This is a genomic window from Mucilaginibacter sp. GW821-FHT07G05, from assembly GCF_059418565.1.
In genome coordinates, this window is the sequence record NZ_JBWKQC010000013.1 from 23,969 (window position 1) to 49,478 (window position 25,510).

20 protein-coding genes are annotated in these 25,510 nt (G+C 43.6%); 8 read left to right on the forward strand and 12 right to left on the reverse strand.

The window, feature by feature from the left end; genetic code table 11:
- The first annotated feature begins 28 nt into the window (after positions 1 to 28).
- A complete protein-coding gene (locus AC07NA_RS24010) occupies positions 29 to 229 on the forward strand; it encodes a hypothetical protein (protein WP_494900383.1) in 201 nt (66 codons plus the stop codon).
- Between the two features lie 108 nt (positions 230 to 337).
- Positions 338 to 2,047 carry a sodium:solute symporter family protein gene (locus tag AC07NA_RS24015; protein WP_494900384.1) on the forward strand — a complete coding sequence of 570 codons (1,710 nt, stop codon included), beginning with the start codon at positions 338 to 340 and terminating at the stop codon, positions 2,045 to 2,047.
- Positions 2,048 to 2,458: 411 nt separating this feature from the next.
- On the opposite strand, the gene AC07NA_RS24020 is transcribed toward AC07NA_RS24015, so the two are convergent.
- From AC07NA_RS24020 to AC07NA_RS24035, 4 genes are all read right to left on the reverse strand, one after another.
- Positions 2,459 to 3,313: a DUF2911 domain-containing protein gene (locus AC07NA_RS24020; RefSeq protein ID WP_494900385.1), complete on the reverse strand. Its 855-nt coding sequence runs from the start codon at positions 3,311 to 3,313 to the stop codon at positions 2,459 to 2,461.
- Positions 3,314 to 3,688: 375 nt separating this feature from the next.
- Positions 3,689 to 4,198 (reverse strand): anti-sigma factor, encoded by a 510-nt coding sequence (locus tag AC07NA_RS24025; protein ID WP_494900386.1) that lies wholly within the window; start codon positions 4,196 to 4,198, stop codon positions 3,689 to 3,691.
- Positions 4,195 to 4,776 carry an RNA polymerase sigma factor gene (locus AC07NA_RS24030; RefSeq protein ID WP_494900388.1) on the reverse strand — a complete coding sequence of 194 codons (582 nt, stop codon included), beginning with the start codon at positions 4,774 to 4,776 and terminating at the stop codon, positions 4,195 to 4,197. Before AC07NA_RS24030 ends, AC07NA_RS24025 begins: the two co-directional genes overlap by 4 nt.
- 75 nt (positions 4,777 to 4,851) lie before the next feature.
- A complete protein-coding gene (locus AC07NA_RS24035; RefSeq protein ID WP_494900389.1) occupies positions 4,852 to 5,496 on the reverse strand; it encodes a Pr6Pr family membrane protein in 645 nt (214 codons plus the stop codon).
- A 191-nt stretch (positions 5,497 to 5,687) separates the two neighbouring features.
- On the opposite strand from AC07NA_RS24035, the gene AC07NA_RS24040 reads away from it, so the two are divergent.
- From AC07NA_RS24040 to AC07NA_RS24050, 3 genes are all read left to right on the forward strand, one after another.
- Complete coding sequence (locus tag AC07NA_RS24040; protein ID WP_494900390.1) at positions 5,688 to 6,047, forward strand: DUF6249 domain-containing protein; 360 nt, start codon at positions 5,688 to 5,690, stop codon at positions 6,045 to 6,047.
- Between the two features lie 120 nt (positions 6,048 to 6,167).
- On the forward strand, positions 6,168 to 6,914 hold the full coding sequence (locus tag AC07NA_RS24045) for a hypothetical protein (protein ID WP_494900391.1): 747 nt from the start codon (positions 6,168 to 6,170) through the stop codon (positions 6,912 to 6,914).
- 218 nt (positions 6,915 to 7,132) lie between these two features.
- Positions 7,133 to 7,810: a hypothetical protein gene (locus AC07NA_RS24050; RefSeq protein WP_494900392.1), complete on the forward strand. Its 678-nt coding sequence runs from the start codon at positions 7,133 to 7,135 to the stop codon at positions 7,808 to 7,810.
- Between the two features lies 1 nt (position 7,811).
- Here AC07NA_RS24050 and AC07NA_RS24055 read toward each other — a convergent pair whose 3' ends face one another.
- Both AC07NA_RS24055 and AC07NA_RS24060 read right to left on the reverse strand, forming a co-directional pair.
- Entirely contained in the window at positions 7,812 to 8,321 is a 510-nt protein-coding gene (locus AC07NA_RS24055; protein ID WP_494900394.1) for a DinB family protein, read from the reverse strand.
- Entirely contained in the window at positions 8,311 to 9,513 is a 1,203-nt protein-coding gene (locus AC07NA_RS24060; protein WP_494900396.1) for a sensor histidine kinase, read from the reverse strand. Before AC07NA_RS24060 ends, AC07NA_RS24055 begins: the two co-directional genes overlap by 11 nt.
- Positions 9,514 to 9,952: 439 nt before the next feature.
- Here AC07NA_RS24060 and gltX point away from each other — a divergent pair, with 439 nt between their 5' ends.
- Positions 9,953 to 11,473, forward strand: coding sequence for a glutamate--tRNA ligase (gene gltX / locus AC07NA_RS24065; RefSeq protein WP_494900398.1), 1,521 nt, complete (start codon positions 9,953 to 9,955; stop codon positions 11,471 to 11,473).
- Positions 11,474 to 11,594: 121 nt separating this feature from the next.
- Here the strand turns inward: gltX and ettA are convergent, their stop codons facing one another.
- Positions 11,595 to 13,274: an energy-dependent translational throttle protein EttA gene (ettA, locus tag AC07NA_RS24070; RefSeq protein ID WP_345213317.1), complete on the reverse strand. Its 1,680-nt coding sequence runs from the start codon at positions 13,272 to 13,274 to the stop codon at positions 11,595 to 11,597.
- Positions 13,275 to 13,707: 433 nt separating this feature from the next.
- Here ettA and AC07NA_RS24075 point away from each other — a divergent pair, with 433 nt between their 5' ends.
- Positions 13,708 to 16,242 carry an ATP-dependent Clp protease ATP-binding subunit gene (locus tag AC07NA_RS24075; protein WP_494900400.1) on the forward strand — a complete coding sequence of 845 codons (2,535 nt, stop codon included), beginning with the start codon at positions 13,708 to 13,710 and terminating at the stop codon, positions 16,240 to 16,242.
- A 523-nt stretch (positions 16,243 to 16,765) separates the two neighbouring features.
- Here the strand turns inward: AC07NA_RS24075 and AC07NA_RS24080 are convergent.
- The 3 genes from AC07NA_RS24080 to AC07NA_RS24090 are packed head-to-tail and all read right to left on the reverse strand — an operon-like array spanning position 16,766 to position 20,425.
- The gene (locus AC07NA_RS24080) at positions 16,766 to 17,980 is read right to left on the reverse strand and encodes a carboxypeptidase-like regulatory domain-containing protein (RefSeq protein ID WP_494900402.1); all 1,215 of its coding nucleotides are present in this window, start codon (positions 17,978 to 17,980) and stop codon (positions 16,766 to 16,768) included.
- 3 nt (positions 17,981 to 17,983) lie between these two features.
- Entirely contained in the window at positions 17,984 to 19,186 is a 1,203-nt protein-coding gene (locus AC07NA_RS24085; RefSeq protein WP_494900404.1) for a carboxypeptidase-like regulatory domain-containing protein, read from the reverse strand.
- Between the two features lie 15 nt (positions 19,187 to 19,201).
- Entirely contained in the window at positions 19,202 to 20,425 is a 1,224-nt protein-coding gene (locus AC07NA_RS24090; RefSeq protein WP_494900406.1) for a carboxypeptidase-like regulatory domain-containing protein, read from the reverse strand.
- Positions 20,426 to 20,514: 89 nt separating this feature from the next.
- Between AC07NA_RS24090 and AC07NA_RS24095 the strand changes: the two genes are divergently transcribed.
- On the forward strand, positions 20,515 to 20,913 hold the full coding sequence (locus AC07NA_RS24095) for a hypothetical protein (protein WP_494900407.1): 399 nt from the start codon (positions 20,515 to 20,517) through the stop codon (positions 20,911 to 20,913).
- Positions 20,914 to 20,987: 74 nt separating this feature from the next.
- Here the strand turns inward: AC07NA_RS24095 and AC07NA_RS24100 are convergent, their stop codons facing one another.
- Positions 20,988 to 21,803, reverse strand: coding sequence for an enoyl-ACP reductase FabI (locus tag AC07NA_RS24100; protein ID WP_494900409.1), 816 nt, complete (start codon positions 21,801 to 21,803; stop codon positions 20,988 to 20,990).
- A 193-nt stretch (positions 21,804 to 21,996) separates the two neighbouring features.
- Positions 21,997 to 25,503 (reverse strand): methylmalonyl-CoA mutase family protein, encoded by a 3,507-nt coding sequence (locus AC07NA_RS24105; RefSeq protein ID WP_494900411.1) that lies wholly within the window; start codon positions 25,501 to 25,503, stop codon positions 21,997 to 21,999.
- Between the last annotated feature and the right edge of the window lie 7 nt (positions 25,504 to 25,510).

Consider the following 25,510-nt stretch of genomic DNA (forward strand, 5'->3'; position numbering starts at 1 on the left):
TAAATTTGCAGCAACACATAAAAAGAACATGACACAACATCATAACGAACCAAAAGAGGATAACAACTTTTACTCACTTTACTATATTGCAGGTCTTTTAGCCGGCTTATTTGTAGGTGCAATTGTTGACAGAGGCTTAATTTACATCCCAATTGGTGGTGTTTTAGGTTTATTAACCGCTGCATTGTTTATCAGCAAGCTGGTGAAAGGCCGTGAAAACGCCAAATAATAACGAATTACCTTCTTTTATAAATAACTGGAACCAGTTTTACATCCTTGTGGTTGTTTGGCTGGTTTTTCTTATTTCTGTATTTTGGCTCATTACTAAAATGTTTGAATGAGCCTTACCGATTGGATAGTTCTTGCCCTCACCATTTGTTCTATAGTTGGCTATGGCCTGTGGAAAAGCGGCAGCAATAAAAATATCGATCAGTTTTTGGTGGGCAACCGCTCGTTGCCGTGGTATAACGTAGGCCTTTCGGTAATGGCTACGCAAGCCAGTGCCATCACCTTTCTATCGGCCCCCGGCCAGGCTTATACCAGCGGGATGAGCTTCGTGCAGTTCTACTTCGGGTTGCCGCTGGCCATGATCGTGCTGTGCATTACCTTTGTACCCATATTTCACCGCCTCAAAGTTTACACCGCTTACGAGTTTTTAGAGCAGCGTTTCGATCTGAAAACCCGTGCGCTTACTTCCTTTCTGTTTTTGGTGCAACGCGGCCTTTCTACCGGTATTACCATTTACGCGCCGTCTATCATCCTGTCAACCATCCTGAAGATCGATACCGTTTACACCACCCTGTTCATCGGCAGCATTGTTATATTTTATACGGTGTATGGTGGCAGCAGGGCGGTATCGTATACGCAGATGCTGCAAATGAGTATCATTTTCGCGGGCATGTTTGTGGCAGGGGTAATTGTAGTGCACCTGTTGCCCGGCAATGTTGGCTTTACCGACGCGCTCAAATTGGGCGGCAAGCTGGGGCGCATGAATGTGATAGACTGGAAGTTTGACCCGGATAACCGCTATACTATATGGAGCGGTATCATCGGCGGTTTCTTTTTGCAACTCTCTTATTTCGGTACAGATCAAAGCCAGGTTGGGCGCTACTTAACAGGCAGCTCGGTGGGGCAAAGTCGCATGGGGCTCATCATGAACGGGCTGATCAAAATACCGATGCAGTTTTTAATATTACTGCTTGGTGTGCTGGTATTCGCGTTTTACCAGTTTAACAGGCCGCCGGTGTTTTTTAACCGGTACGAGGTTGATGTAATTAAGAAAAGCAAACTGGCACCGCAATACAACGCCCTCGAAACCCAATATGCCGATGCCTTTGCGCAACGGAAATCGCGTGCCGAACTGCTGCTTACAGCCATCGATGGTAAAGATGAGCAACAGATCAACACGGCAAAGCAAGCCCTGAAACAAGCCGACGAAAAAGCCCTCGCTATCCGCAAGGATGCCATCGGTTTAATGAAACAAAATAACGAGCGTGCCGATACCGATGATACCAATTACATCTTCCTCACCTTTGTTACCCAATACTTACCACAGGGCTTGATAGGCCTGCTGATCGCTATTGTTTTCCTGGCATCGATGGGTTCAACGGCCAGCGCCCTAAATTCACTGGCATCAACCAGCGTGGTTGATATTTACAAGCGCATCATTAACCCCAACGCGTCCGACAAAAACTACCTGAATGCTTCGCGACTGGCCATTATTATTTGGGGCGTGGCAAGCATTGGCATGGCGCTTTATGCAAGTAAGCTTGGTAACCTGCTTGAAGCCGTTAACCAGTTAGGCTCATACCTGTACGGTACCATTTTAGGTGTGTTTGTAGTGGCTTTTTATTTTAAGCGGATAAAGGGCACGCCGGTTTTTATAGCGGCTATTATTACCGAAAGCATTGTATGTGTGCTGGGCTATTACCAGGTGGTGGCCTACCTTTGGCTTAATGCCATTGGCTGTATTGTTTTAATACCGATAGCCATGCTGCTCAATCAACTCAATCCACAAAAAAGCCCGGCAGAACCGGGCCTTAATTGAGTTTTGTTCAAATACCTGTCATGCTGAGGAACGAAGCATCTGTTCGTCAATTAGCATGGCGAAGAAGATTCTTCGCTATGCTCAGAATGACAGGGTGGAGGGAAATCATCAACTGTCATGCTGAGGCACGAAGCATCTGTTTGTCAATTAGCATGGCGAAGAAGATTCTTCGCTATGCTACCCATGACATGTTTGTAAGTGATTGATTATCAAATATATTTTTTACATGTCATTTTACCCTTAGAGGCCCCGGATTTTACAACTCAGAATGACAGGATGGAGGGGAATTCACTAACTGTCATGCTGAGGAACGAAGCATCTATTCGTTAATTAGTATGTTGAAGAAGATTCTTCGCTCCGCTCAGAATGACAGGGTGGAGGGAAGTAAGTCTCTATGTCGGGAGAATCTCCTTACTTCTCTTCAGTAGCCTGATCGACCACATTCTGATTCAAACGAACATATTCGTCGTCATTACTCGCTTTCGCCAGTTTTATACCTTCGTTAGCGGCAGCTATGGCGCCTTTTTTATTGCCTTGTTTTAACAGGATGCGGGCTTTCCATAGTTTAAACCATGGGCCTTTAGGTTCGGCTTTTTCGGCTTCGGCTACCCAAACAAGCGCTTTGTTGAGGTCTTTGTCGTTTTCATAATAATACTGAATAGCGTTAAAGTATGGCTTTTTAGGGCCTTTCATCAGCTCATCAATATTAGCGGTGATCTGTGCATCATCATTGGTGGCCAGCTTAATGGCTACGGCAGTATAATCCCACAGTAAATAAAGTTCGGCAGTTTTGGTGGTTACGTTAGCGAAAGCGATGGTAAAGGTTTCGCGTTTTTCCTGCAATTTAATGGGCGCTACTTTAAACCTCACTACATCATCTTCCTGTTTGTAGGTATAAGCGCCCCATTGTTTAGCCGTTTTGTTGAGGATCACGGTCCACTCGGTAGCTCCGGGGATAGTGAACAATGAGTAAGTACCCGCCGCTACTTTATTGCCGGCTACTAAGACTTCTTCGCTAAAGGTGATGGTGGTAGCCGCGTTAGCGCCTGTGCGCCACACTTCGCCGTAAGGCTGTATACCGCCAAATATTTTACGCCCTTTAACATTTGGGCGCGAGTACGTGAGACTTATTTTACCTAAGCCAAAATCTTGTATAATGGTTTGTGTAGAACTTGCTTCGGGGATGCGCGGTTGCTGCTGCGCATAAGAGTTTAACGCGCATACACAAAGTATGGCGACCATAACATTAATTATCCTTTTTTTCATGTGGTTCAGCTGTACGAATTTATACGAAGTTATCAATTGCAATAGATTTTTAAAAGCAAGCGCCAAATTAATGTTGCGACATGAAAAGTAAATGAAGAGATGAAATAATTATTGAAGATGTAACAGGCCTAAAAATAAAAAGCCCCCCAGACTTGCTCCGGGGGACTTTCAACCTAAACCTTATCACAATTAAACCGGTAAGTTTACCAGTTCGTATTATGTATTACAATTACTGTACCAAACTAAATGTTATGGTAAATATGTCTTTAATCATAAATTACAGCGCTTTTTAGCTTAACGGTGTTTATAATATTAAACAATTTATATGTACAAATTTGCTCACTGTTGGTATTTCTATACACAAATATGAACACATTAAGCAGTTTTTGGCATGTTGCGCCTGCATAACCAACCATCAAACAGGAAAAGCCCCAGCACGGTATCAATAAATAAAATGCTTTGTACTATAGTGCCTGAGAAAACATTTTTCAGGTCGGGCGCTTTTAATTCCGGCGCTTTTATTTCAGGCATACGCCAACCGGTACTGTCACTTGTCCAGTTGATCTGCGTTAGCATATAGATTACCAATACGCTTATGCTTATTAAAAAGAAAGCCGCAATGCCCGTAATAATACGTTTATCGATGGCGGCCTTTAATGGCTTATGCGCCTGCTCGGCACGTATTTGCTCCAGTACATTATAGGTGAAGGCCATAGGCGGTTCATCCAGTTCTATAGTGGCCATTTCTACATTTAAAGCCAGCAATTCGTTATATGTATTGCGGTAAGCCTCATTCTGCTCAATCAGCAAACTAATGGCTTGCTGCTCTTCGGGAGTGCAGTTGCCATCAATGTAGTTCCAAAGTTTTTCTTCTATGCTATTCATATCAGTTCTTTAGCTTCATGTTTTAAATTACGCTCCAGCCGTTCTTTCAAACGCTGGCGCGCCCTGAATAGTTTTACCTTCACCGTATTGGCTTCCATACCTAAAGTTTGGGCTATTTCCTCTAATGATTGTTCGCCTTTGTAAAACAAGGTTATAATGGCGGCATCATCCGGTAAAAGCTGCTCAATGGCCATATTCAGGTAATATGACCGCGATTTGTTCTCAATATTATGCGCATCGTAGGCCGATGGTTTATTTTCTATTTGCACGCATGTCATTTCGTCATCTATCGATGTGGTGCCTATACGCCTTTTGCGCAAAAATGTCATGGCTGTAGTATAAACTATGCTATACAACCATGTGCTGAATTTTGCCTGTCCCTGAAAAGCTTGCAAGGAGCGATAAGCTTTTACGAAGCAGTCCTGCGCAATCTCCTCGGCATCTTCACGGTTTTTAGCAAAACGCATAGCCAGCGTAAACACAAACCGCTGATGACGTTTTACCAGGTCGGCATAAGCCGATTGGTCGCCGCCAAGGGTGTGCTCAATTAATTCGATATCTGAAAGCTTGCTCTGCATATATAATACAACCTCTCTGACGCCGCTTTTACAATACAGGTTACAGCCTTTTTAATTTTTAAGGCACATTTATTTTTATGCCTTGTTAGTTCGGCCCGCGAACTTTGTAATGAGTACGAAAAAGCTGCCTATCACCAAAAACAATATTAAAACGATTACCGAATTTATTGCTACCTGCTGATAGCCTAACTTAGCGGCATCAATAAAGCCGTACGGATAACCACCCGTTATTGCCCCCCTGATGAGGCTGTATATAAAATACACAAAAGGAAATATAAGCCATGGTAACATTTGCCGCCACGATATATGCTGCTTGGGTACAAAAACAAGCCAATACAATAGCAGCAATATCGGGCTAATGGTATGCAGCAGATCGTCGGTAAGTTTAAACAGGCCTTTTGGCTGCCACAAGTCCTTTAATATGGTGTTGTAAATTAGTCCTACAATAACTATGTATAAGGTAACAGCGGTTATTACCGAAATGCGGGAGAAATACCGTCCCCATGTTTTTTGAGGAGATGTTAATACCGATGTTAAAGCTACTGCGACCAGTATATTAGTTTCGATAGTAAAAAAGCTGATGATTTGCACCAAGGCACCGGCAAACGAATACCCCTCTACCATATATTGCCTGGTGGAGATATAAAGCTGCAAGCCAAGCCCGAACCATATAACGGCTGCTGTTAAAGCTGTATAGAGCTGTTTAAGGTTGTATTTCATTACGATGGATGCGCGGCTTTATGTTCAATGCTAAACACTTACTTAAAGGTAATATTTATTATCAGATACATTTCTGAAAAAAAATGTAAAACAGGGTGTAACCTGTTTTAAAAACGTGTGGTCATAGTTTACAAATACACCACAATGGTGCTTTAGTAAACAAAATATCAAATTATAAAAATTATATTATTATGGAACCCTCAATAGCTTTAACGCTTGTAGCATTAGGATTGTTAGCAACAGTTTTCGGGATAGTATACCTGAGTAATAAAGAAAGAATGGCCATGATTGAGCGTGGTATGGATCCGCGCGGCTTTAAGGCACATCCGGCACCTTACAAATATTTAAAATGGGGCTTATTATTAATTGGCTCGGGTTTGGGTTTATTCCTCGCCAATATTTTAGACCGTACCATATTTGATGGCGACGGCGAAAAGAATGTAGCCATTTACTTCGGCCTGATAGCCATATTTGGCGGCCTCGGTTTGGTGGTATCTTACCGTATTGAAAAGAAAGAAGTGCTTGATAAAGAAGATTATTACAAACAATAATTGTAACAATTTTGTCAAAAAGGGTTTTCGTGCAAGCGAAAGCCCTTTTTCATATAAATATATTTTACATTTCATATGTACAATTCACTAACTTTAGTGTTATCTAATAAAAAACGCAATATGAAAAACCTAATAACCGCAATTGCAGTGCTTACGTCGCTATCGGCCACTGCACAAAATGAAAAAACTGCAAAGCTTAATGATTCTACCGAAATAACATACACTGTTGCTAATGACGGTAAAACCAAAGACGGCTTGTTTGCTATTAAAAACATAAAAAATGATGCTGTACTTGTACAGGGTAATTATAAAGCAAACGAACGCGCAGGTACCTGGTACTATTTTAATGATAGCCAGCAACTTTCTATGCGTTATAACTTCGATCAAAAGAAACTTATATATATAAATAATGATGATCTGAAAAACGTGTCGGTAAATATTATTACCAACAATGAGGATATAAAACAGAATGCGTCAGCGCCGCTGCCACTATGCCCCGTTGAATATTTAGCTTCAATGGCCGCGAGTAAACTATACTTAACCAGCAACTCAAGTGCTGCTTTAAACGCCGAAATTGTGGCACACATTGATGCCCGTGGCAACGCAAAATATTCTATTACTTATAAAGACGATAACGGCGTTGTAAAAACACAGAAGGTTACGCTTAATAACGATAAATTTCCGATAACATGGTTACCAAGCGTTTATAAAGACAAAGCGGTAGAATCGGAATTTATTATAACTACAACTATAAATGCTAATACTACTAATACAAAACGTAACAGGTGGGATAGTAACTATTATGGCTCTGTAGATAATTTCAGAATTTACAACAATGGCGCTAAGTTTAGTTTACTTCAGAGATAAGTAAAATGTTAACGAAGTTCGATGAATTATAATTAAGAAAACCTAAACATGCTGTTTATGAACGTTCTAAATTAAATTCACATCAATAACCCTTGTTTAAAAACAATTGTGCTCTTGCAGAAAAAAGGTTTTCGCTTAAACGAAAACCTTTTTTGTATAAATATATTTTGATTTTTATATGCACAATTCACTAACTTTATAGTTATATAAAAATCATCATGAAAAACCTAATTGCTGCTGTTGCAGTGCTTGCATCCTTATCGGCCACTGCACAGGAAGAAAAAAATCTAAAAATTAACGATTCCACCCAATTAACTTATGCTGTTGCCAGCGATGGTAAAACTAAGGATGGTGTGTTTGCCATAAAAAATATAAAAAGCGATGGTGTTATTGTGCAGGGGAATTACAAAGCGGGAGAGCGCATTGGTACGTGGTATTATTTTAACGAAAAAAAGGAGCTATCTATCAGGTACAATTTTGATCAAAAAAAATTATTGTACATGAATAATGAAGATTTGAAAGATGTATCAATAAATATTATCAGCAAAAACGAAGAAGTAAAACAAAATGCATCAGCACCATTGCCGCTATGCCCTATTGAGTTTTTAACATCAATGGCCACAAGCAAAATATATGTATCTACCGCTTTAACCGATACTTTAGCGGCAGAGCTTGTAGCGCATATTGACACTAAAGGAAATGCTAAATATGTGATAACCTATAAAGATGAGAAAGGTAACGTTCAGAGACAGAACATATCGCTCAGCACTGATAAATTCCCGATAACATGGTTGCCAAGCTATTACAAAAACCAACCGGTAGAATCGGAGTTTATTGTATCAACATCTGTTGTTGGTTCTGTTAACGGCACTAAACGTACCAGGTGGAATAACTAATTTACAGGTACCGCTCCTTTAAAATATTAAGATGGTGCCGCTCATGTCCGGCTATCATATATACTAAAGCTTTTACCGAAACGGGGTAGCCACTGGCTATTCCGTTTTTTGTTAATTGGGTATCGGTTAATGCCTTTATCATGTACAGATTGGCGGTGCGCAATAGCTTAAATTCTTCAGCCAGGTCTTGTATCGATTGATTGTTGAAAGTGCTGTTATCCACATATACATCCTGGTCAAACCCCGGCAGCTCCTGATATTCGCGGGAGAAACAAAGCAGTCGATAAGAAAACACCCGCTCGGTATCGATCATGTGCCCGGCCACTTGTTTAAAGTTCCATTTACCTTCGGCATAGGCGTAATTTGCTTGCTCTTCGCTTAAGCCGGTAAACAGATCGTAGCTTTTTTGCTGCTGTGCATTTAATACTGCAAATACATCCTCATCGCCAATTAATTGCACATAGCCTGCATGCGGCGCGGCATATTCTGATGGTTGTGGTTTAGTCATCATTTTTCATTGCTTTCAATACAATCCTGAAGGTGGTACCCTTGCCAACTTCGGAGTCGCGTACAAATATTTGTCCGTTATGGTAGTTCTCTACCATACGCTTTGTAAGCGACAGCCCCAGGCCCCAGCCCCGTTTACGGGTGGTATAGCCGGGCTGAAACACGGTATCGAATTTTGAACGCGGGATACCCTTGCCGGTATCTGTCACGTCAATATATACTTGCTTTTTAACTTTGTTTTCTGATATTTCAACCTTGATGCTGCCTTTGTCCTGTATGGCATTAACGGCATTCTTCATCAGGTTTTCGAGCACCCAGTCAAACAGTGGAATGTTTAACCCAGCCCGGGCCTGCATATCGCCCGACATTTCAAACGAGATACGGTCGCTCACCCGCACCCGAAAATAGTCCATAAAATCTTTCACCACATCAAAAACCATATGGTCTTCCAGTATCGGGCGCGAGCCAATTTTCGAGAACCTGTCGGCCACTATTTCCAGCCGTTTTACATCGTTCTCCATTTCAGCTATCAACGGGTCGTTTTCGGCGTTGAACTTGTCTTTCATCAACTCAATCCATGCCATCAGCGATGAGATTGGTGTACCCAACTGGTGCGCGGTTTCTTTAGCCAAACCTACCCAAACCTGGTTCTGTTCTGATTTGCGCGACGAACTGAATGCCGTATAAGCCGTCAGTAAAAATATGGCGATAACGGAGAGCTGTATGTAAGGGAAAAATTTCAGCTGGGTAAGCAAAGCCGAATCTTTATAATAAACCAGCCATTGCGAATCGAATATGGTAAGCTTTATTGGTTCGTGCTGCTCTTTCATGTACGATAGCTCCGTTTTAAAGTAAGTGGTATCGTAAGTGAGCGCTTTATTACCTTCGGCGGCAAGGGCTTCAAAGGTTTTGGTAGTATCGAGGCCCTTGGTGTAACGGAACTCGCCCTTGTCGTCAACCACTATGGCAGGTACCGTAAGGCTGTCGCGCACGGCAAAAACGTAGTTCAGAAAATCGTTATCGTCCGATGAGAGTACTTGCCTCATGCTCAGCGCCCATACTTGCGCACGGGTTCGCTCAGATTTGGCGATGTTTTTTACCAGGTACTTGGTGTATAGCAATGAGCCGCTGGCAATAACTACCGCAAAGGCAAGCAGCAAATATTTCCAGCGCCGTTTCTGTTGATATGGATTCATATAATAACCTGCCCAAAGTACTAATAAAGTAGGAAAGTGCGAATTTTTTACATTTAACGTTGGGAGAGGGTATTGATTGTATGGGTTTTTATTTAACCACAAAGTACACAGAGGGAAAAACACGGAGTTACACAGAGATTGTTGTATTTAGGTGATTGGGAAGAAACTCAAAAAGCTCTGCGCAAAAACTCAGCTAACTCCGCGGTAAAACAAACCTCAAAGTAAATCTCTGTGTAACTCCGTGTTTTTCCCTCTGTGTACTTTGTGGTTAAAAACTGTCCAACTTCTTTTTAACCGCAGAGAGCCCAGACGTTTTCTATAGCCGGCTTTCTCCTTTTAGCTTTTACCTTTCAGCCTTCTCCTCATATCTGTATCATCTTTTACATCTCCCCGGGATGTATTTTTTAACTTACTTACTAAAAACTATCTTTGCGGCACAATGGCAGACAAAAAAGTTAGAGTAAGATTTGCACCCAGTCCAACGGGTGGCTTGCATTTGGGAGGTGTACGTACCGTATTGTTCAATTATCTTTTCGCTAAAAAACATAATGGCGAATTTATATTGCGTATTGAGGATACCGACCAAACCCGCTACGTAGAAGGTGCCGAGCAATATATATTGGATTGTTTGGCATGGTGCGGTTTAACACCCGATGAAAGTCCGGTTGTTGGCGGCCCTTATGCCCCATACCGCCAAAGCGAGCGCAAGCCCCTTTACCGCGAGTATGCCGAAAAACTGGTAGCGCAAGGCCATGCCTATTACGCTTTTGACACTACTGAAGAGCTGGATCAGAAACGTAAGGATGTACCCAACTTTCAGTATGGCCATGGCCACCGTTATGATATGCGGAACTCACTGAACCTGCCATTGCACGAGGTAGAACAATTACTACATGACGGCACCCCGCATGTTATCCGCATAAAAATGCCCGAGGACGATACCATTAACTTTAATGATATGGTGCGTGGCTATGTAAGCTTTGAAACCAACCAGGTTGACGATAAAGTATTACTTAAGGCCGACGGCATGCCTACTTACCATTTGGCCGTAGTGGTTGATGATTATTTGATGAAGATAACCCATGCTTTCCGTGGCGAGGAGTGGTTGCCATCGGCACCGGTACACTTGCTGCTGTGGGAGTATTTGGGTTGGAAGGATGAAATGCCTAAATGGGCGCATTTGCCTTTAATATTAAAACCCGATGGCCACGGCAAGCTAAGCAAACGCGATGGCGCACGCCTGGGTTTCCCGGTATATGCCATGAACTGGCTGGATAATAAAACCGGCGAACTTACACCGGGTTTCCGTGAGCTGGGCTTTTTGCCTGAGGCTTTCCTGAACCTGTTGGCCACTTTAGGCTGGAACGATGGTACTGATCAGGAGATTTTTACGCTGGATGAGCTGATAGCGAAGTTTTCGATAGAACGCGTAAGCAAAGCCGGGGCGAAATTCGATTTTGAAAAAGCCAAGTGGTTCAACGCCGAGTGGATAAAGCGCGAAGGAATTGAAAGCCTGAAAGATAAAGTAAAGCAGGTGTTTGAAGATAAGGGCATCGCTGTTACTAACGAAGATTACCTGCTATCGGTAATTAAACTGGTGAAAGACCGTGCTGTGTTATTAACCGACTTTTATGCCCAGGGCGCTTACTTTTTTGAGCAACCTAATGAGTACGATCTTAACGCGGTAAAACCCAAATGGACCGACGGTAAAACCGAATTCTTTAAAGCACTGGCAGATAAGTATGCCGGTTCAGCAACTTGGGAAGCTGCCGATTTAGAAACCACCTTTAAAGCGCTTACCGAAGAAAAAGGCTTTAAAATTGGCGATGTAATGCTGCCTTTCCGTATTATGCTGGTAGGGGGCAAATTTGGTCCGCATGTGTTTGATATTGCCGCGCTATTGGGCAAGGATGAAACATTGGCAAGAATTGAAAAGGCTTTGGAAGCGTTTACCGCTTAAAAAGACCCATACTATATTTAACGGCCGGACAGATCTTCTGTTCGGCCGTTTTTTGTTTATTGATATGGGTAAAACAAAAACAGCCCCGGTCTGATTCAGACCGGGGCTGTTAAAAATAGTATTATACCAGTTTTTTGTACCTGATGCGTTTTGGTGCTACATCACCTAAACGTTTTTTACGGTTTTCTTCGTAATCAGAGTAGTTACCCTCAAAGAAGTAAACTTGTGAGTTGCCTTCAAAAGCCAGTATGTGTGTACAGATACGGTCGAGGAACCAACGGTCGTGACTGATCACCACTGCGCAGCCGCCGAAGTTTTCCAGGGCCTCTTCTAATGAACGCAGCGTGTTTACGTCGATATCGTTGGTAGGCTCATCCAGCAATAATACGTTCGAGCCTTTTTTCAGCGTGATGGATAAGTGGACACGGTTACGCTCACCACCCGATAGCACACCTACCTTTTTTTGCTGATCGGCGCCGTTAAAGTTAAAGCGCGATACATAGGCACGTGAGTTAATGGGGCGGTTGCCCACCATAATGGTTTCGAGGCCGCCGGTTACGTTTTCCCAAACAGATTTGTTAGGGTCAAGGTCGTCGTGCATTTGGTCAACATAACCTAAGGCTACCGTTTCACCCACACGAAAAGTACCTGCATCAGGTTGTTCCTGCCCTGTAATGAGGCGGAAAAGTGTGGTTTTACCTGCACCATTGGGGCCAATAATACCCACAATGCCCGCGGGTGGCAGGCTAAAGCTCAGGTTATCAAATAATAATTTATCGCCATAGCTTTTTGTTACGTTGGTAGCCTCAATTACCACATTACCTAAACGCGGACCCGGCGGAATGAACAGCTCCAGTTTTTCTTCCCTGTCTTTAGTTTCTTCAGATGCCAGTTTTTCATAGTTCGATAAACGGGCCTTGCCTTTAGCCTGGCGTGCTTTCGGGGCCATGCGCACCCATTCCAGCTCGCGCTCCAAAGTTTTTTGGCGTTTGCTTTCGGTTTTTTCTTCCTGGGCAAGGCGTTTGGCTTTCTGATCCAGCCATGATGAATAGTTGCCTTTCCACGGAATACCCTCGCCGCGGTCAAGCTCCAGGATCCAGCCGGCTACGTTGTCAAGGAAGTAGCGGTCGTGCGTTACGGCAATTACGGTACCTTTATATTGTTGTAAATGCTGCTCCAGCCAGTCGATAGACTCGGCATCCAGGTGGTTGGTAGGCTCATCAAGCAGTAAAACATCGGGCTCCTGCAACAATAAGCGGCATAATGCCACACGGCGGCGCTCACCACCTGACAGTACCGCAATTTTGGTGTCAGGTTCCGGGCAACGCAGCGCGTCCATGGCACGTTCCAGCTTGGTATCAAGCTCCCATGCGTTCACGGCATCTATCTTGTCCTGTAACTCGCCCTGGCGGTTCATCAGCTTATCCATGGCATCGGCATCGCTGTAGTACTCTTCCAGTCCGAATTTCTCGTTAATGTCTTCGTACTCTTTTAATATAGCGGTTATTTCGGCCACGCCTTCTTCCACCACTTCGCGCACGGTTTTTTCAGGGTCCAGCTCGGGCTCCTGGCTTAGGTAGCCTACCGAGTAACCCGGCGAAAATATAACCTCGCCAATGTTAGTTTTATCAATACCGGCTATAATTTTTAACAGGGATGATTTACCCGAACCGTTCAAACCGATAACGCCGATTTTAGCGCCGTAGAAGAAAGACAGGTAAATATTCTTTAAAACAGTTTTTTGCGGAGGGTAGATCTTACTAACCCCAGCCATTGAAAATATGATTTTTTCGTCTGCCATAAGTATCAAAATAAAAAGATGTCAAATATGAGTGGAAATTATGCCTTTAGCAAATCAGTTTGGTATGATTTTGCGTATATCTTAATAACAGTTGTTAATGTGTCGTGTGCCGTTCTGTCATAAATAGTGACGAAATTGCCTTTGTTGCCATTTAAACAAAAAATATAGTGCGCTGTGTTAAACTTTTTAACAATTGCCGCATCAAATTATTGTATTTCAATGCTTTTGTAAAAAAGAATAAAAAAAACGGTGTTTTATTGTTATATAATTGTTCTGTTTGCTTAAAATTAATAGATTGCAATATCATAACAGTGTCTGTTTTTATATAGCGAAAATTATTGGCAATGTTGTTGATAAATGTTGCACAGTACGTTTTTAACTATTAAAAATTGAATTAATAAATTAGGGACGTTCTTAATCAGAAAGGTATTATATGGAAGCTAAATTTTCGCCACGCGTTAAAGATGTTATATCGTATAGCAGGGAAGAGGCATTGCGCCTTGGGCATGATTATATTGGTACCGAACATCTTTTATTAGGATTGATACGCGACGGTGACGGTGTTGCAATTAAGTTGCTGAAGGGATTTAGCGTTGATACCGCTAAATTGCGCCGTGCCGTTGAAGATGCTGTTAAAGGAACAACAGGAACTAACGTAAATATTGGCAGCATCCCGCTGACCAAACAAGCTGAAAAAGTATTAAAGATCACTTATCTTGAAGCTAAGATATTTAAAAGCGATGTTATAGGAACCGAGCACCTGCTGCTTTCTATACTTCGTGATGAAGATAATATTGCCTCGCAGATACTATCGCAGTTCAACGTGAACTACGAGGTGTTTAAAGCAGAGGTGGAAGCCCACAAAAATGATGTAACCGACGAGATGCCTGGTTCATCAACAGGAGGTGAGGATGATTTTAAAGAAGAAGAATCATTCAGCCAGCCTAAAAAAGTATCAGACATTAAATCAAAAACCCCGGTACTTGACAATTTTGGCCGCGATTTAACCAAAGCCGCCGAAGATGGCCGCTTGGACCCGATCGTTGGTCGTGAAAAAGAGATTGAAAGGGTATCGCAGATATTATCGCGCCGTAAAAAGAACAACCCTATTTTGATAGGTGAGCCGGGCGTAGGTAAATCTGCCATTGCCGAGGGTTTGGCATTACGCATAGTGCAGCGTAAGGTATCGCGCGTATTGTTCAACAAACGTGTAGTTACTTTAGATCTGGCCTCATTGGTTGCAGGTACTAAATACCGCGGTCAGTTTGAGGAGCGCATGAAAGCGGTAATGAACGAACTGGAAAAATCGCCCGATGTAATTTTATTTATCGACGAGATCCACACTATTGTTGGTGCAGGCGGCGCTTCAGGCTCGCTCGATGCATCAAACATGTTTAAACCGGCCTTAGCCCGCGGAGAGATCCAGTGCATTGGCGCCACTACATTAGATGAGTACCGCCAGTACATTGAAAAAGACGGCGCTTTAGACCGTCGTTTCCAAAAGGTAATGGTTGAACCGGCTACACCGGATGAAACTGTTGAAATTTTAAACAGGATTAAAGAGAAATACGAAGAACACCACGGTGTTACGTATACTCCGGAAGCAATTTTGGCCTGTGTTAACTTAACAACACGTTACATTACTGATCGCTTTTTACCGGATAAAGCTATCGACGCTTTAGACGAATCGGGCTCACGTGTTCACCTGACCAATATTCACGTGCCTCAAAACATATTGGATATTGAGCAAAAGATTGAGCAGATAAAAATTGAAAAGAACAAGGTAGTACGCAGCCAGAAGTATGAAGAAGCCGCTAAGCTTCGCGATACCGAAAAGCACCTGCTGGAAGAGCTTGAACAGGCAAAATCAGCATGGGAAGCCGAAACCAAATCAAAACGTTATACTGTAACGGAAGATAATGTTGCCGAAGTAGTATCAATGATGACCGGTATCCCGGTACAAAGAGTTGGCCAGGCCGATAGCGTTAAGCTGTTGCAAATGGGCGATACCATATCAAGCAAGATCATTGGGCAGGAAGATGCTATTAAAAAGCTGACACGTGCTATACAACGTACCCGTGCCGGTTTGAAAGATCCTAAAAAACCAATAGGTTCGTTCATATTCCTGGGCCCTACAGGTGTTGGTAAAACCGAGCTGGCCAAAGAGCTTGCCCGTTTTATGTTCGACACTGAAGACGCGCTGATACAAATTGATATGAGCGAGTACATGGAGAAATTCGCGGTATCACGTTTAGTGGGAGCGCCTCCGGGCTACGTAGGTTACGAAGAAGGCGGACAACTGACCGAGAAAGTACGTCGTAAACCTTACGCGGTAGTATTGCTTGATGAAATTGAAAAAGCTCACCCCGATGTATTCAACATACTGTTACAGGTATTGGATGAAGGCCAGCTGACCGATTCGTTAGGCCGCAAGGTTGACTTTAGGAACACCATCATCATCATGACCTCGAACATTGGCGCACGCCAGTTGAAAGACTTCGGACAAGGTGTTGGTTTCACTACAGCAGCCAAAACTACACAGGCCGACGCACACTCAAGAGGTGTGATAGAGAACGCGCTTAAACGTGCCTTCGCTCCTGAGTTTTTGAACCGTATTGATGATGTGATCGTGTTTAACTCATTGGGTAAAGACGAGATCTTCAAGATCATAGATATCGAGCTGGCTTACCTGTTCAGCAGGGTTAACGGTTTAGGTTACAAAATTGAACTTACCGAAAACGCTAAAGAGTTCATAGCCGAAAAAGGTTACGACTCTCAGTTCGGTGCCCGTCCGCTTAAACGTGCCATTCAGAAATATCTGGAAGATCCGATTGCTGAAGAGATACTGAAAGGCGAGCTTCATGAAGGTGATACCATGCAGGTAGACTACAACAAAGAGCTCGACCAGATCGTTATCCTCGACAGAAAAGGTGAAGACAAAACACCTGAAGAAGAAGAACAAAAATAAGTTAACACACTTATAAACATAAATGCCCTGCGTAATGCGGGGCATTTTTTGTTTAGGGCAATAATTAACTGTCATCCTGAGCGAAGGATCTTCTTTACCTTGCGGGTGAGCGATTAGATGCTTCGTGCCTCAGCATGACAGTGTTTAAAGGAGGTTCCCCCGTCAGCAAACAGCTTCGGGTGAAAACGGGCAGAACTGTGGAGGCCTCGAGCGCAAAGGCGGGCATAGGAACTTGTTGCATGCGGGCAGGAAATGAGCGGCGGGGCAAAAGTTCCAGCCCAAGTTCTGCACGGTTTGCAGGGAAATGGTTTGTGCGGTAAAGAAGCCTTTTGCTGGACGAGCCTTTTGTTACTTTTGGGCTCAAAAGTAATGGGGCACTGCGCCCAAGAGCAGGCTAACGTTAATAACACCACAGACCTAACCTAAGTAGAGATTGCTTCGTGCCTCGCAATGACGATAGTTGAGAATAAGACGAAGACAATGCGATGTACTTCGCAATGACGCGAGTTGGATAATTAATCCCTTACTTCCCCGGCTGATAATCTACCGGCAACAAATCTGCAACCCGCAACCTTGTCCAGTATCCCGAAAAAGTAAGGCTTTTAGAGCTGTTTAGCATCCCATTGGTATCAAATGTAGCGTAAGATTTATCGAAGCTGATAATGGTGGCTTGTTTATTAGTACTAAAACTGCCGTTAAAGAAATCGTAAATAGCACGTTCATCTTTCCGGTTATTATATATCACGAACAGCAGATCCTTGGGTTGTATATTCAGGCGGATAGCATACAAGCCTTTTCTATCGGTATTGGTAATATAATCAAGCGGCGATAGTTCTGCTTTATCAAGCCTTAAAACAGGTATACCATCCCGTTTTTTGATATAGTATTGTAAAGAATCATTCAGTTTTACAGGGCGACCGTCTATCACCTTTTGCGAGAGGTAATCTATCCGGCTCTTGATAAAAGCGGTGTCTTCGGTGCCGTCGTTTACTTCGCGCTTGATGCGGTAAACTGTAAATCCCTCATCGGGTATAATGTTACCTATTGCTGAGCGGAAAAAATGCCTCGCCGAACCTTTGTAGGCATTTAAGCGGTTACGCTGCCAACGGCTTTCGTCTTTGGGTTTGCCTTTCAATTTTTCAAACAGGAAATCGCCTTCGTAGCTTGTTTTGCCGGAGCCGTCATTGTCTGCATATTCAAAATCTTTAAGCAGGTATTTTACTTTATAACCCAGGGCTTTGTTTTCTATCTCCAAAAAATCATTGGCAGTGGCAGTAAGTACATTAGTGATTTTATCAAAATAAAAGTTCACTACTTCGGGGTTCACTATGCGCGATTGGCGGGCATTATCATATTTGCCTAAAAACTGCTCGGTGAAAATCTTAACATATTTATCGCGGTTAGGATCAATCCTGATCACGACATCCTGCAATACGGTGGTTTTAGGGATGAGTTTGATGTCGGCAATGGTTACGCTCTTATCAATTAGTATCTCTTGGTTATAAGTTTCAAAACCTATTGCCGAAACAGCCAGCGTATACTGCCCCGGCAGTGCATTGTTTAAGGTAAAGGTACCATCGGCATTGCTTTTAGTACCCACGGTAGTTTTGCTCAGGAACACGCTGGCATCTGCAAACGGCGAACCATCCGTAGCATTAACAATTTTACCGCTGATGCTGTATTGTGCAAAGCAGCATACCGGTAACAGGAATAACAGGAGCAATAGGTTTATCCGCATAATTTAGGGTTGTTTATCGGGCCAATAATCGGCAGGTAAAAGCTCGCCAATACGCGAGTCGCTCCATTCGCCCGAAAATACGATACTACCCGAACTGGCAACTATGCCGTTATCATCAAATAAAGCATAAGGCTTGCTAAATATAATAAACGTGGCAGATTTGTCTATAGTAAACGAGGTATTCACAAAATAGTAAGTGTTTTTGAGCACAGTTTTTTTGGTGTACATTACAAACATAAGGTGTGTAAGCAGGTCATCGAATCGCAAGGCATATAAGCCCGGCTGATCAGTCTTACTGAATATATCGGCGCGTTCCAATTTCGGCTGAACTAATTTTAATCTCTCATTGCCCGGTTTACCGAAGCTGGTGCTTGATATATCAGCATCAGTAATGTTCTTTAGCCTTAAGGTATCCTTATCAATCAATCTTTTAATGAGCAATTTATTAGGCAGTAACGACCAGCCTTCACGCGTAACCTTAAACACATAAAACTTTTCCTTTTTTAAATTATTGGCAATAAGCGAGCGGAAGAAATGCTTAGGCGAGCCATTATACGCCTCCTTTCGGTTTTCTTCCCATTCCTTTTCGGCTTTTGCATCGCCGGTTAATTTCTCAAATACGTGCTCGCCGGTATACGAAGTTTGTCCGTACGATTCATTGGTAGAGAAATATTTTAGCAGGTATTTGATCTTATAACCAAGGGCCTTATTCTCTAACTCTATAAAGTCATCGGCATAGGCATAAAGCACATTGGCAGCCTGGTCAAAATCAAACCTTAATACTTCCGGATTCAGTATTTTACATTGCAACGCGTTGCCCTTGCTGCCAAGAAATTGCTTGGTGAACATCGCCAGGTATTTATTACGATTCGGGTCGAGCTTTATAGTTACATCCTGTAAAACAGTAGTTTTGGTAACCAGCTTAATATTGTTAACAGCGATGTTTTTGTTTACCATTATCTCCTGCTGGTACTTTTCAAACCCTACTGCCGATACTATGAGCGTGTATTTGCCCGGCATAACATTGTTTAAGGTAAAGCTACCATCATCATTACTTTTGGTGCCCACGGTGGTATTACTTAATAGCACACTGGCATCCGGGAAGGCCGTATTATCGGTAGCGTTTACTATTTTACCGCTGATGCTGTATTGGGCCAGGCAGCCGAGAGGTAACAGGTATAAAAATATCAGGAATATCGTTCTCATAGGTTTGGTTTTGGGTTATTCATTTGGCCAGTAATCTACCGGCAGCAGGTCGGCCACGCGGGTTACGCTCCAATCGCCGGAGTAGGCGATACTGCCCGCGCTGGTGATAATGCCGTTGCTATCGAACAAGGCATAAGGCTTGGTAAATGCTACAAAGGTGGTTGGCCGGTCAATCAGGAACCGGCGACGGTTCACAAATTCGTAAGCGCTGTTCATGGTAAGTTTTTTGGTGTATATCACAAACATGATATTTTTCAGCAGATCATCAAAACGGAGCGCGTATATCCCGGGCTGATCTGTCGGGCTGTATATTTCTTTTGCTGTCAACTGCGGATCGATGATGCGCAATTTCTCCATCGGCGGGTTCTTTTTATTGTACTTCACGGTGTCTTTCTTCACCACTACCCGGTAACTGTTGGTATCATCTTTTACGCGGATGAGCGAATCGTTAACGATCAAACTTTTAACAAAGTTGGTATCCACAAATAAGGGTTTATGTTCGCGCACTACTTTATAAACCGTAAAGCCGTCTTTTTTATAACTATTGGCAATCAGCGAGCGGAAGAAATGCTTGGGCGAACCCAAATAGGCTTCCTTACGGTGTTTCTCCCAGCGGTGATCTTCGGATGAAGTGCCCTGCATCTTTTCAAACTTATACTCGCCGGTGTATGATACCAATCCGGTTTTCAATTGCAGCGAAAATACCTTTAACAAGTACTTGATGTTGTAACCCAACGCTTTGTTCTCTATTTGGATATAGTCGTCTGCCGATGCGGTGAGCACGCTGTCCTTATCTATCTTTAAACTGACTACCTCGGGGTTGAGTATTTTGGTTTCTTTGGCGTTTTCGCTCCAGCCTAAAAGTTCCTGGGTGAATAGCTTAAGCCGTTTCTCGCGGGCGGCATCAAATTTAATGGTAACATCCTGTAATACGGTGCTTTTGGGCAGCAATTTTACATCGCGCAGGCTGAAATTCCTGTCGAGCATGATCTCCTCGGTGTGGCTTTCGAAACCAACGGCCGATACCACCAGGGTGTATTTTCCGGGCTTTACATCATTAATAAAAAATGAACCGTCAACATTGCTGCGGGCACCTATAGTGGTATTGCTCAGGAACACACTGGCATCAGGAAAAGGGCTATTATCTACCGCGTTATATACCTTACCTGAGATATTATATTGGGCAAAGCAGCATACAGGAAAGAACAATATTAACGTTAATAATATCCTGAGGGACATAAATAAGGTATTGGTTAGTATAATTAATGTTAAAAGTAATTAAACCTTTCCTTATTTAGTTGTTCTTATAAATATAAAAAACATGTATTATGAAAAAAATATTAACTCTCGTTTTGTTACTAAGTGTGGGCTTGTTAGCCTCATCATGCCGTAAAGAAATCACCCAAATTGTTCAGCCAAATAAAACTGTATTGTTTAACCTTGATAAGTGGGAACGTAATTCATCTACCGGTATTTACTATGTAACCTATAGCACTCCTGAAATTGATAATTATTTTAACGATAACGGCGCGGTACTGGTTTATTTTTCAAGAGGTGATAATGGTGTTTACGAACAAATACCACAAACTTACGAAGGTGTTTCATACAGCTATACCCACAAGGCAGGTAGCATTGAAATTGATGCTGAAGACTCTGATGGTAACCCGCTTACCAGCGCCCCGCCAACAGGTTTAATTAAGGCAGTATTTGTTGATTCACAACAGTAATCAATAACGTTAATAAATGCAAAAAAAAAGCCATCCGTACACCGGATGGCTTTTTGCATTTATGTGGAATATGATTATTCTTTTTCCATTTGTTCGATAACCGCCTGGGTAACCCCGGTTGATGAAAAACCACCATCGTGGAAGAGGTTTTGCATAGTAACCATTTTGGTAAGGTCAGAGAACAGGGAAACGATATAGTCTGCACAGGCATCAGCAGTGGCATTACCCAGCGGACTCATTTTTTCGGCATAATCAATAAAGCCATTGAAGCCCTTAATGCCCGAACCTGCGGTAGTGCGGGTTGGCGATTGGGAGATGGTATTGATACGCACGTTCTTTTTAACACCGTAGTGGTAGCCAAAATTACGGGCAATGCTTTCCAGCATAGCTTTACCATCGGCCATATCATTATAATCAGGGAATATGCGTTGAGCAGCAATGTAGGTTAAAGCCACAACTGATCCCCATTCGTTAATAGCATCATGCTTTAAAGCGATCTTTAATACGCGGTGTAAGCTGATGGCTGATATATCTAAACCTTTGTGGGTAAAATCGTAGTTATTTTCGGTATAGTGAATGCCTTTACGTACGTTGATACTCATGCCGATAGAGTGCAGCACAAAATCAACACCACCGCCAAAATGCTCTTTTGATTTGATGAACAGGTTTTCAATATCCTCTTCGCTGGTAACATCAGCCGGAATAACCGGTGCACCAATTTCTTCGGCCAGTTTATTGATGGCACCCATACGTAATGCGATCGGCGCATTGGTTAATACAATTTCGGCACCTTCTGCTTTGCAGTGCTGGGCAGTTTTCCAGGCGATCGAATTTTCATCCAACGCGCCAAATATGATCCCTTTTTTGCCTTTTAATAAATTATAAGCCATTTTGTTAGTTTTTAAAAGTGCGGTAAAGTTAGAATTATTTTTTTATTAGTTATCGGGTTCGGGTAATGAGGTTTTTTGTGAGTTTCGGGGCTTCAGGTTCGGGGTTCCGGGTTTGGTTGAGCAAGGATAAAGATCCTTTTTATATACTGTTATGTTGAGTTTTAAAAATACGGGAAACTGTGCTTCTCTGCTTCTACATATTCCGCCGGTACTGCCCACCAACCTCGTATAGCGCATTTGATATTTGCCCGAGCGAGCAGTATTTACACACTTCCATTAGCTTTGCAAAGATATTATCGCCATTGATGGCTGCTGTTTGTAAATCGCTTAATAACTCCGCAGCTCGATGCTGGTTGCGTTGTTGAAATGCTTGCAGGTTAGTTATCTGCTGTTGCTTTTCGTCTTCGGTAGCGCGTATCACCTCGCCGGGTGTAATGGTTGGCGAACCTTTTTTATCGAGGAAAGTATTTACGCCGACAATAGGGTAATCGCCATTGTGTTTGAGGGTTTCGTAGTACAACGACTCCTCTTGTATTTTGCTGCGCTGATACATGGTTTCCATGGCGCCCAGTACACCGCCCCGTTCGTTGATGTTTTTAAATTCAATCATTACTGCTTCTTCTACCAAGTCGGTCAGCTCTTCAATAATGAAAGCGCCCTGCAAGGGATTCTCATTTTTGGCCAAACCAAGTTCGCGGTTAATAATGAGTTGGATAGCCATCGCCCTGCGTACCGATTCTTCCGTTGGCGTGGTAATAGCCTCGTCGTACGCGTTGGTATGCAGCGAATTGCAGTTATCGTATATAGCGTACAGAGCTTGAAGCGTGGTGCGGATATCGTTAAAATCTATCTCTTGGGCGTGTAATGATCGTCCGCTGGTTTGAATATGGTATTTCAGCTTTTGCGAACGCTCGTTCCCCTTATACTTATTTTTAATGGCTTTCGCCCATATACGCCGGGCCACTCTGCCTATCACCGAATATTCAGGATCGATACCATTGCTAAAAAAGAACGACAGGTTAGGCGCGAAATCATCAATATGCATGCCCCTGCTCAGGTAATACTCCACATAAGTAAACCCGTTGGAGAGTGTAAAAGCCAGCTGCGTAACCGGGTTTGCACCAGCCTCGGCAATATGATACCCCGAAATAGATACCGAATAAAAGTTGCGCACCTTGCTATCAATAAAGTAAGCCTGTATATCGCCCATCATCCGCAAAGCGAACTCGGTAGAAAATATGCAGGTGTTTTGCGCCTGATCTTCCTTCAAAATATCAGCCTGAACGGTGCCGCGTACGGTAGCCAGGGTATAGGTCTTTATCTTTTCGTAAACATCGGCAGGCAAAACCATATCGCCTGTTAAACCAAGCAGCATCAGGCCGAGGCCGTTGTTACCGGGCGGAAGGGTGGTTGGTTTAGCCTCACCTAAATCCTCTCCAAGGGAGAGGACTTTATCTTGCACGTTCTTTATCCCCTCTCCCCTGGAGAGGGCCGGGGCGAGGCCCCCATAACCAGGCCTTGCCAACCCTCTATCATCATATAATTCCTTAAACTTAGCTTCCACCAAATGCTCAAGCTGGTGTTCTGCAATATATTTTTCGCATTGCTGATCGATAGCAGCGTTCATGAAAAAGCCGAGCAGCATTGGCGCAGGGCCGTTGATCGTCATGGATACGGAGGTGGATGGATGACACAGGTCAAACCCCGAGTACAATTTTTTGGCATCATCCAGCGTGGCTATGCTTACCCCCGCATTGCCAATTTTGCCGTAGATGTCGGGGCGGATATGCGGATCTTCGCCGTAGAGCGTAACCGAATCAAAAGCGGTAGACAACCGGTGCGCAGGTTGCCCGAGCGACACATAATGAAAACGCTTATTAGTACGTTCCGGCCCGCCCTCACCGGCAAACATGCGGGTTGGGTCTTCCCCTTCCCGCTTTAGCGGAAACACCCCGGCGGTGTAAGGAAACTCGCCCGGTACATTTTCGGTAAGTAGCCAGCGCAAAATATCACCCCAGGGTTCATACCGGGGCAAAGCTATTTTAGGGATCTGTAATTGCGACAACGAAGTATAAAACAACGGCTGCTTGATCTCTTTATCACGCACTTTATAAATAAAGTTTTCCGCCTTGTATTTAGCCATAGTGTCGGGCCATCCGCTTAACAAACGTTTACAATCCGGATGAAGACGGGTTTCTAAATTTTTATAAAGCGATTGCAATGCCTCACCTAAATCCTCTCCAAGGGAGAGGACTTTGTCTTGTTGGGTGCTTACCCCCTCTCCCCTGGAGAGGGCCGGGGTGAGGCCCCGTGTAATATTCAACCCATACATTTGCTGTGCTATAGTACATTGCTCATCCACCCAATCGGCATAAGCTGTTCTACTCTCGGCTATCTCGGCAAGGTAACGTGTGCGTTCGGGCGGAATGATGTATGCCTTCCCTGTATTTGAAGCGGCGTAGGGCGTTTTATCACCATCCTTCCCAAAAAGGTCAGCGCCTGTTTTTATTTTGATAGCATTTATAATAGCGGTGAACAAGCTATTCATACCCACATCGTTAAATTGCGAAGCCATGGTGCCATACACCGGCAGGTCTTCGTCTTTAGCGGTAAATAGCTGGTGATTGCGTTTATATTGTTTGCGCACATCGCGTATGGCATCGAGCGCGCCACGTTTATCAAATTTATTGAGGGCTACAATGTCGGCAAAATCAAGCATGTCTATTTTTTCCAGCTGGGTAGCCGCGCCAAATTCGGGCGTCATTACATAGAGCGATACATCACAATGATCGGTAATCATGGTGTCTGACTGCCCTATGCCCGATGTTTCTACGATAATGAGATTGAAGCCCGCCGCCCGGCAAATATCTATCGATTCCTGCACGTGACCCGACAAAGCCAAATTAGCCTGCCTCGTAGCCAGCGACCGCATATATACCCGCGGATTATTAATAGCATTCATCCGGATACGGTCGCCCAGTAAAGCCCCGCCTGTTTTGCGTTTAGATGGGTCGACAGAAATAATGGCCAGAGTTTTATCAGTATGCCGCAAAAAACGGCGTACAAATTCATCAATCAGCGACGACTTGCCTGCTCCGCCTGTCCCGGTAATACCTAACACCGGCGTGTGATTAATGCTCTTGCCTTTTGAAAGTGTTTGGGCGTCACTCTTTCCACTCTCTGCCAGCGTGATTAAGGCGGCAATCGAGCCAGCGTCTTTTTTGGGCAGATGTTTTAGCTCGCCATTTAGACTGATGCGCGTAGCGAAATCGCATTGCTCCAACATGTTATTGATCATGCCCTGCAAACCCATGGTGCGTCCATCATCGGGCGAGTAAATTTTACTGATGCCGTAGGCCTGCAAGTCTGCAATTTCGTGCGGAAGAATAACCCCGCCACCACCACCGAATAATTTGATATGCCCTGCACCGCGTTGTTGCAGCAGATCGTACATGTACTTAAAATATTCGATATGGCCGCCCTGGTACGATGTAATGGCGATACCCTGTACATCCTCTTGTATAGCGCAGTTCACCACCTCATCAACCGAGCGGTTATGTCCCAGGTGAATTACTTCCGCCCCCGATGCCTGCAAGATGCGCCGCATAATGTTGATGGTGGCATCGTGCCCGTCGAACAACGCAGCAGCAGTTACAAAACGAATTTTGTTTTTGGAAATATATGGAGCAATGCTTTCCATACAGCGA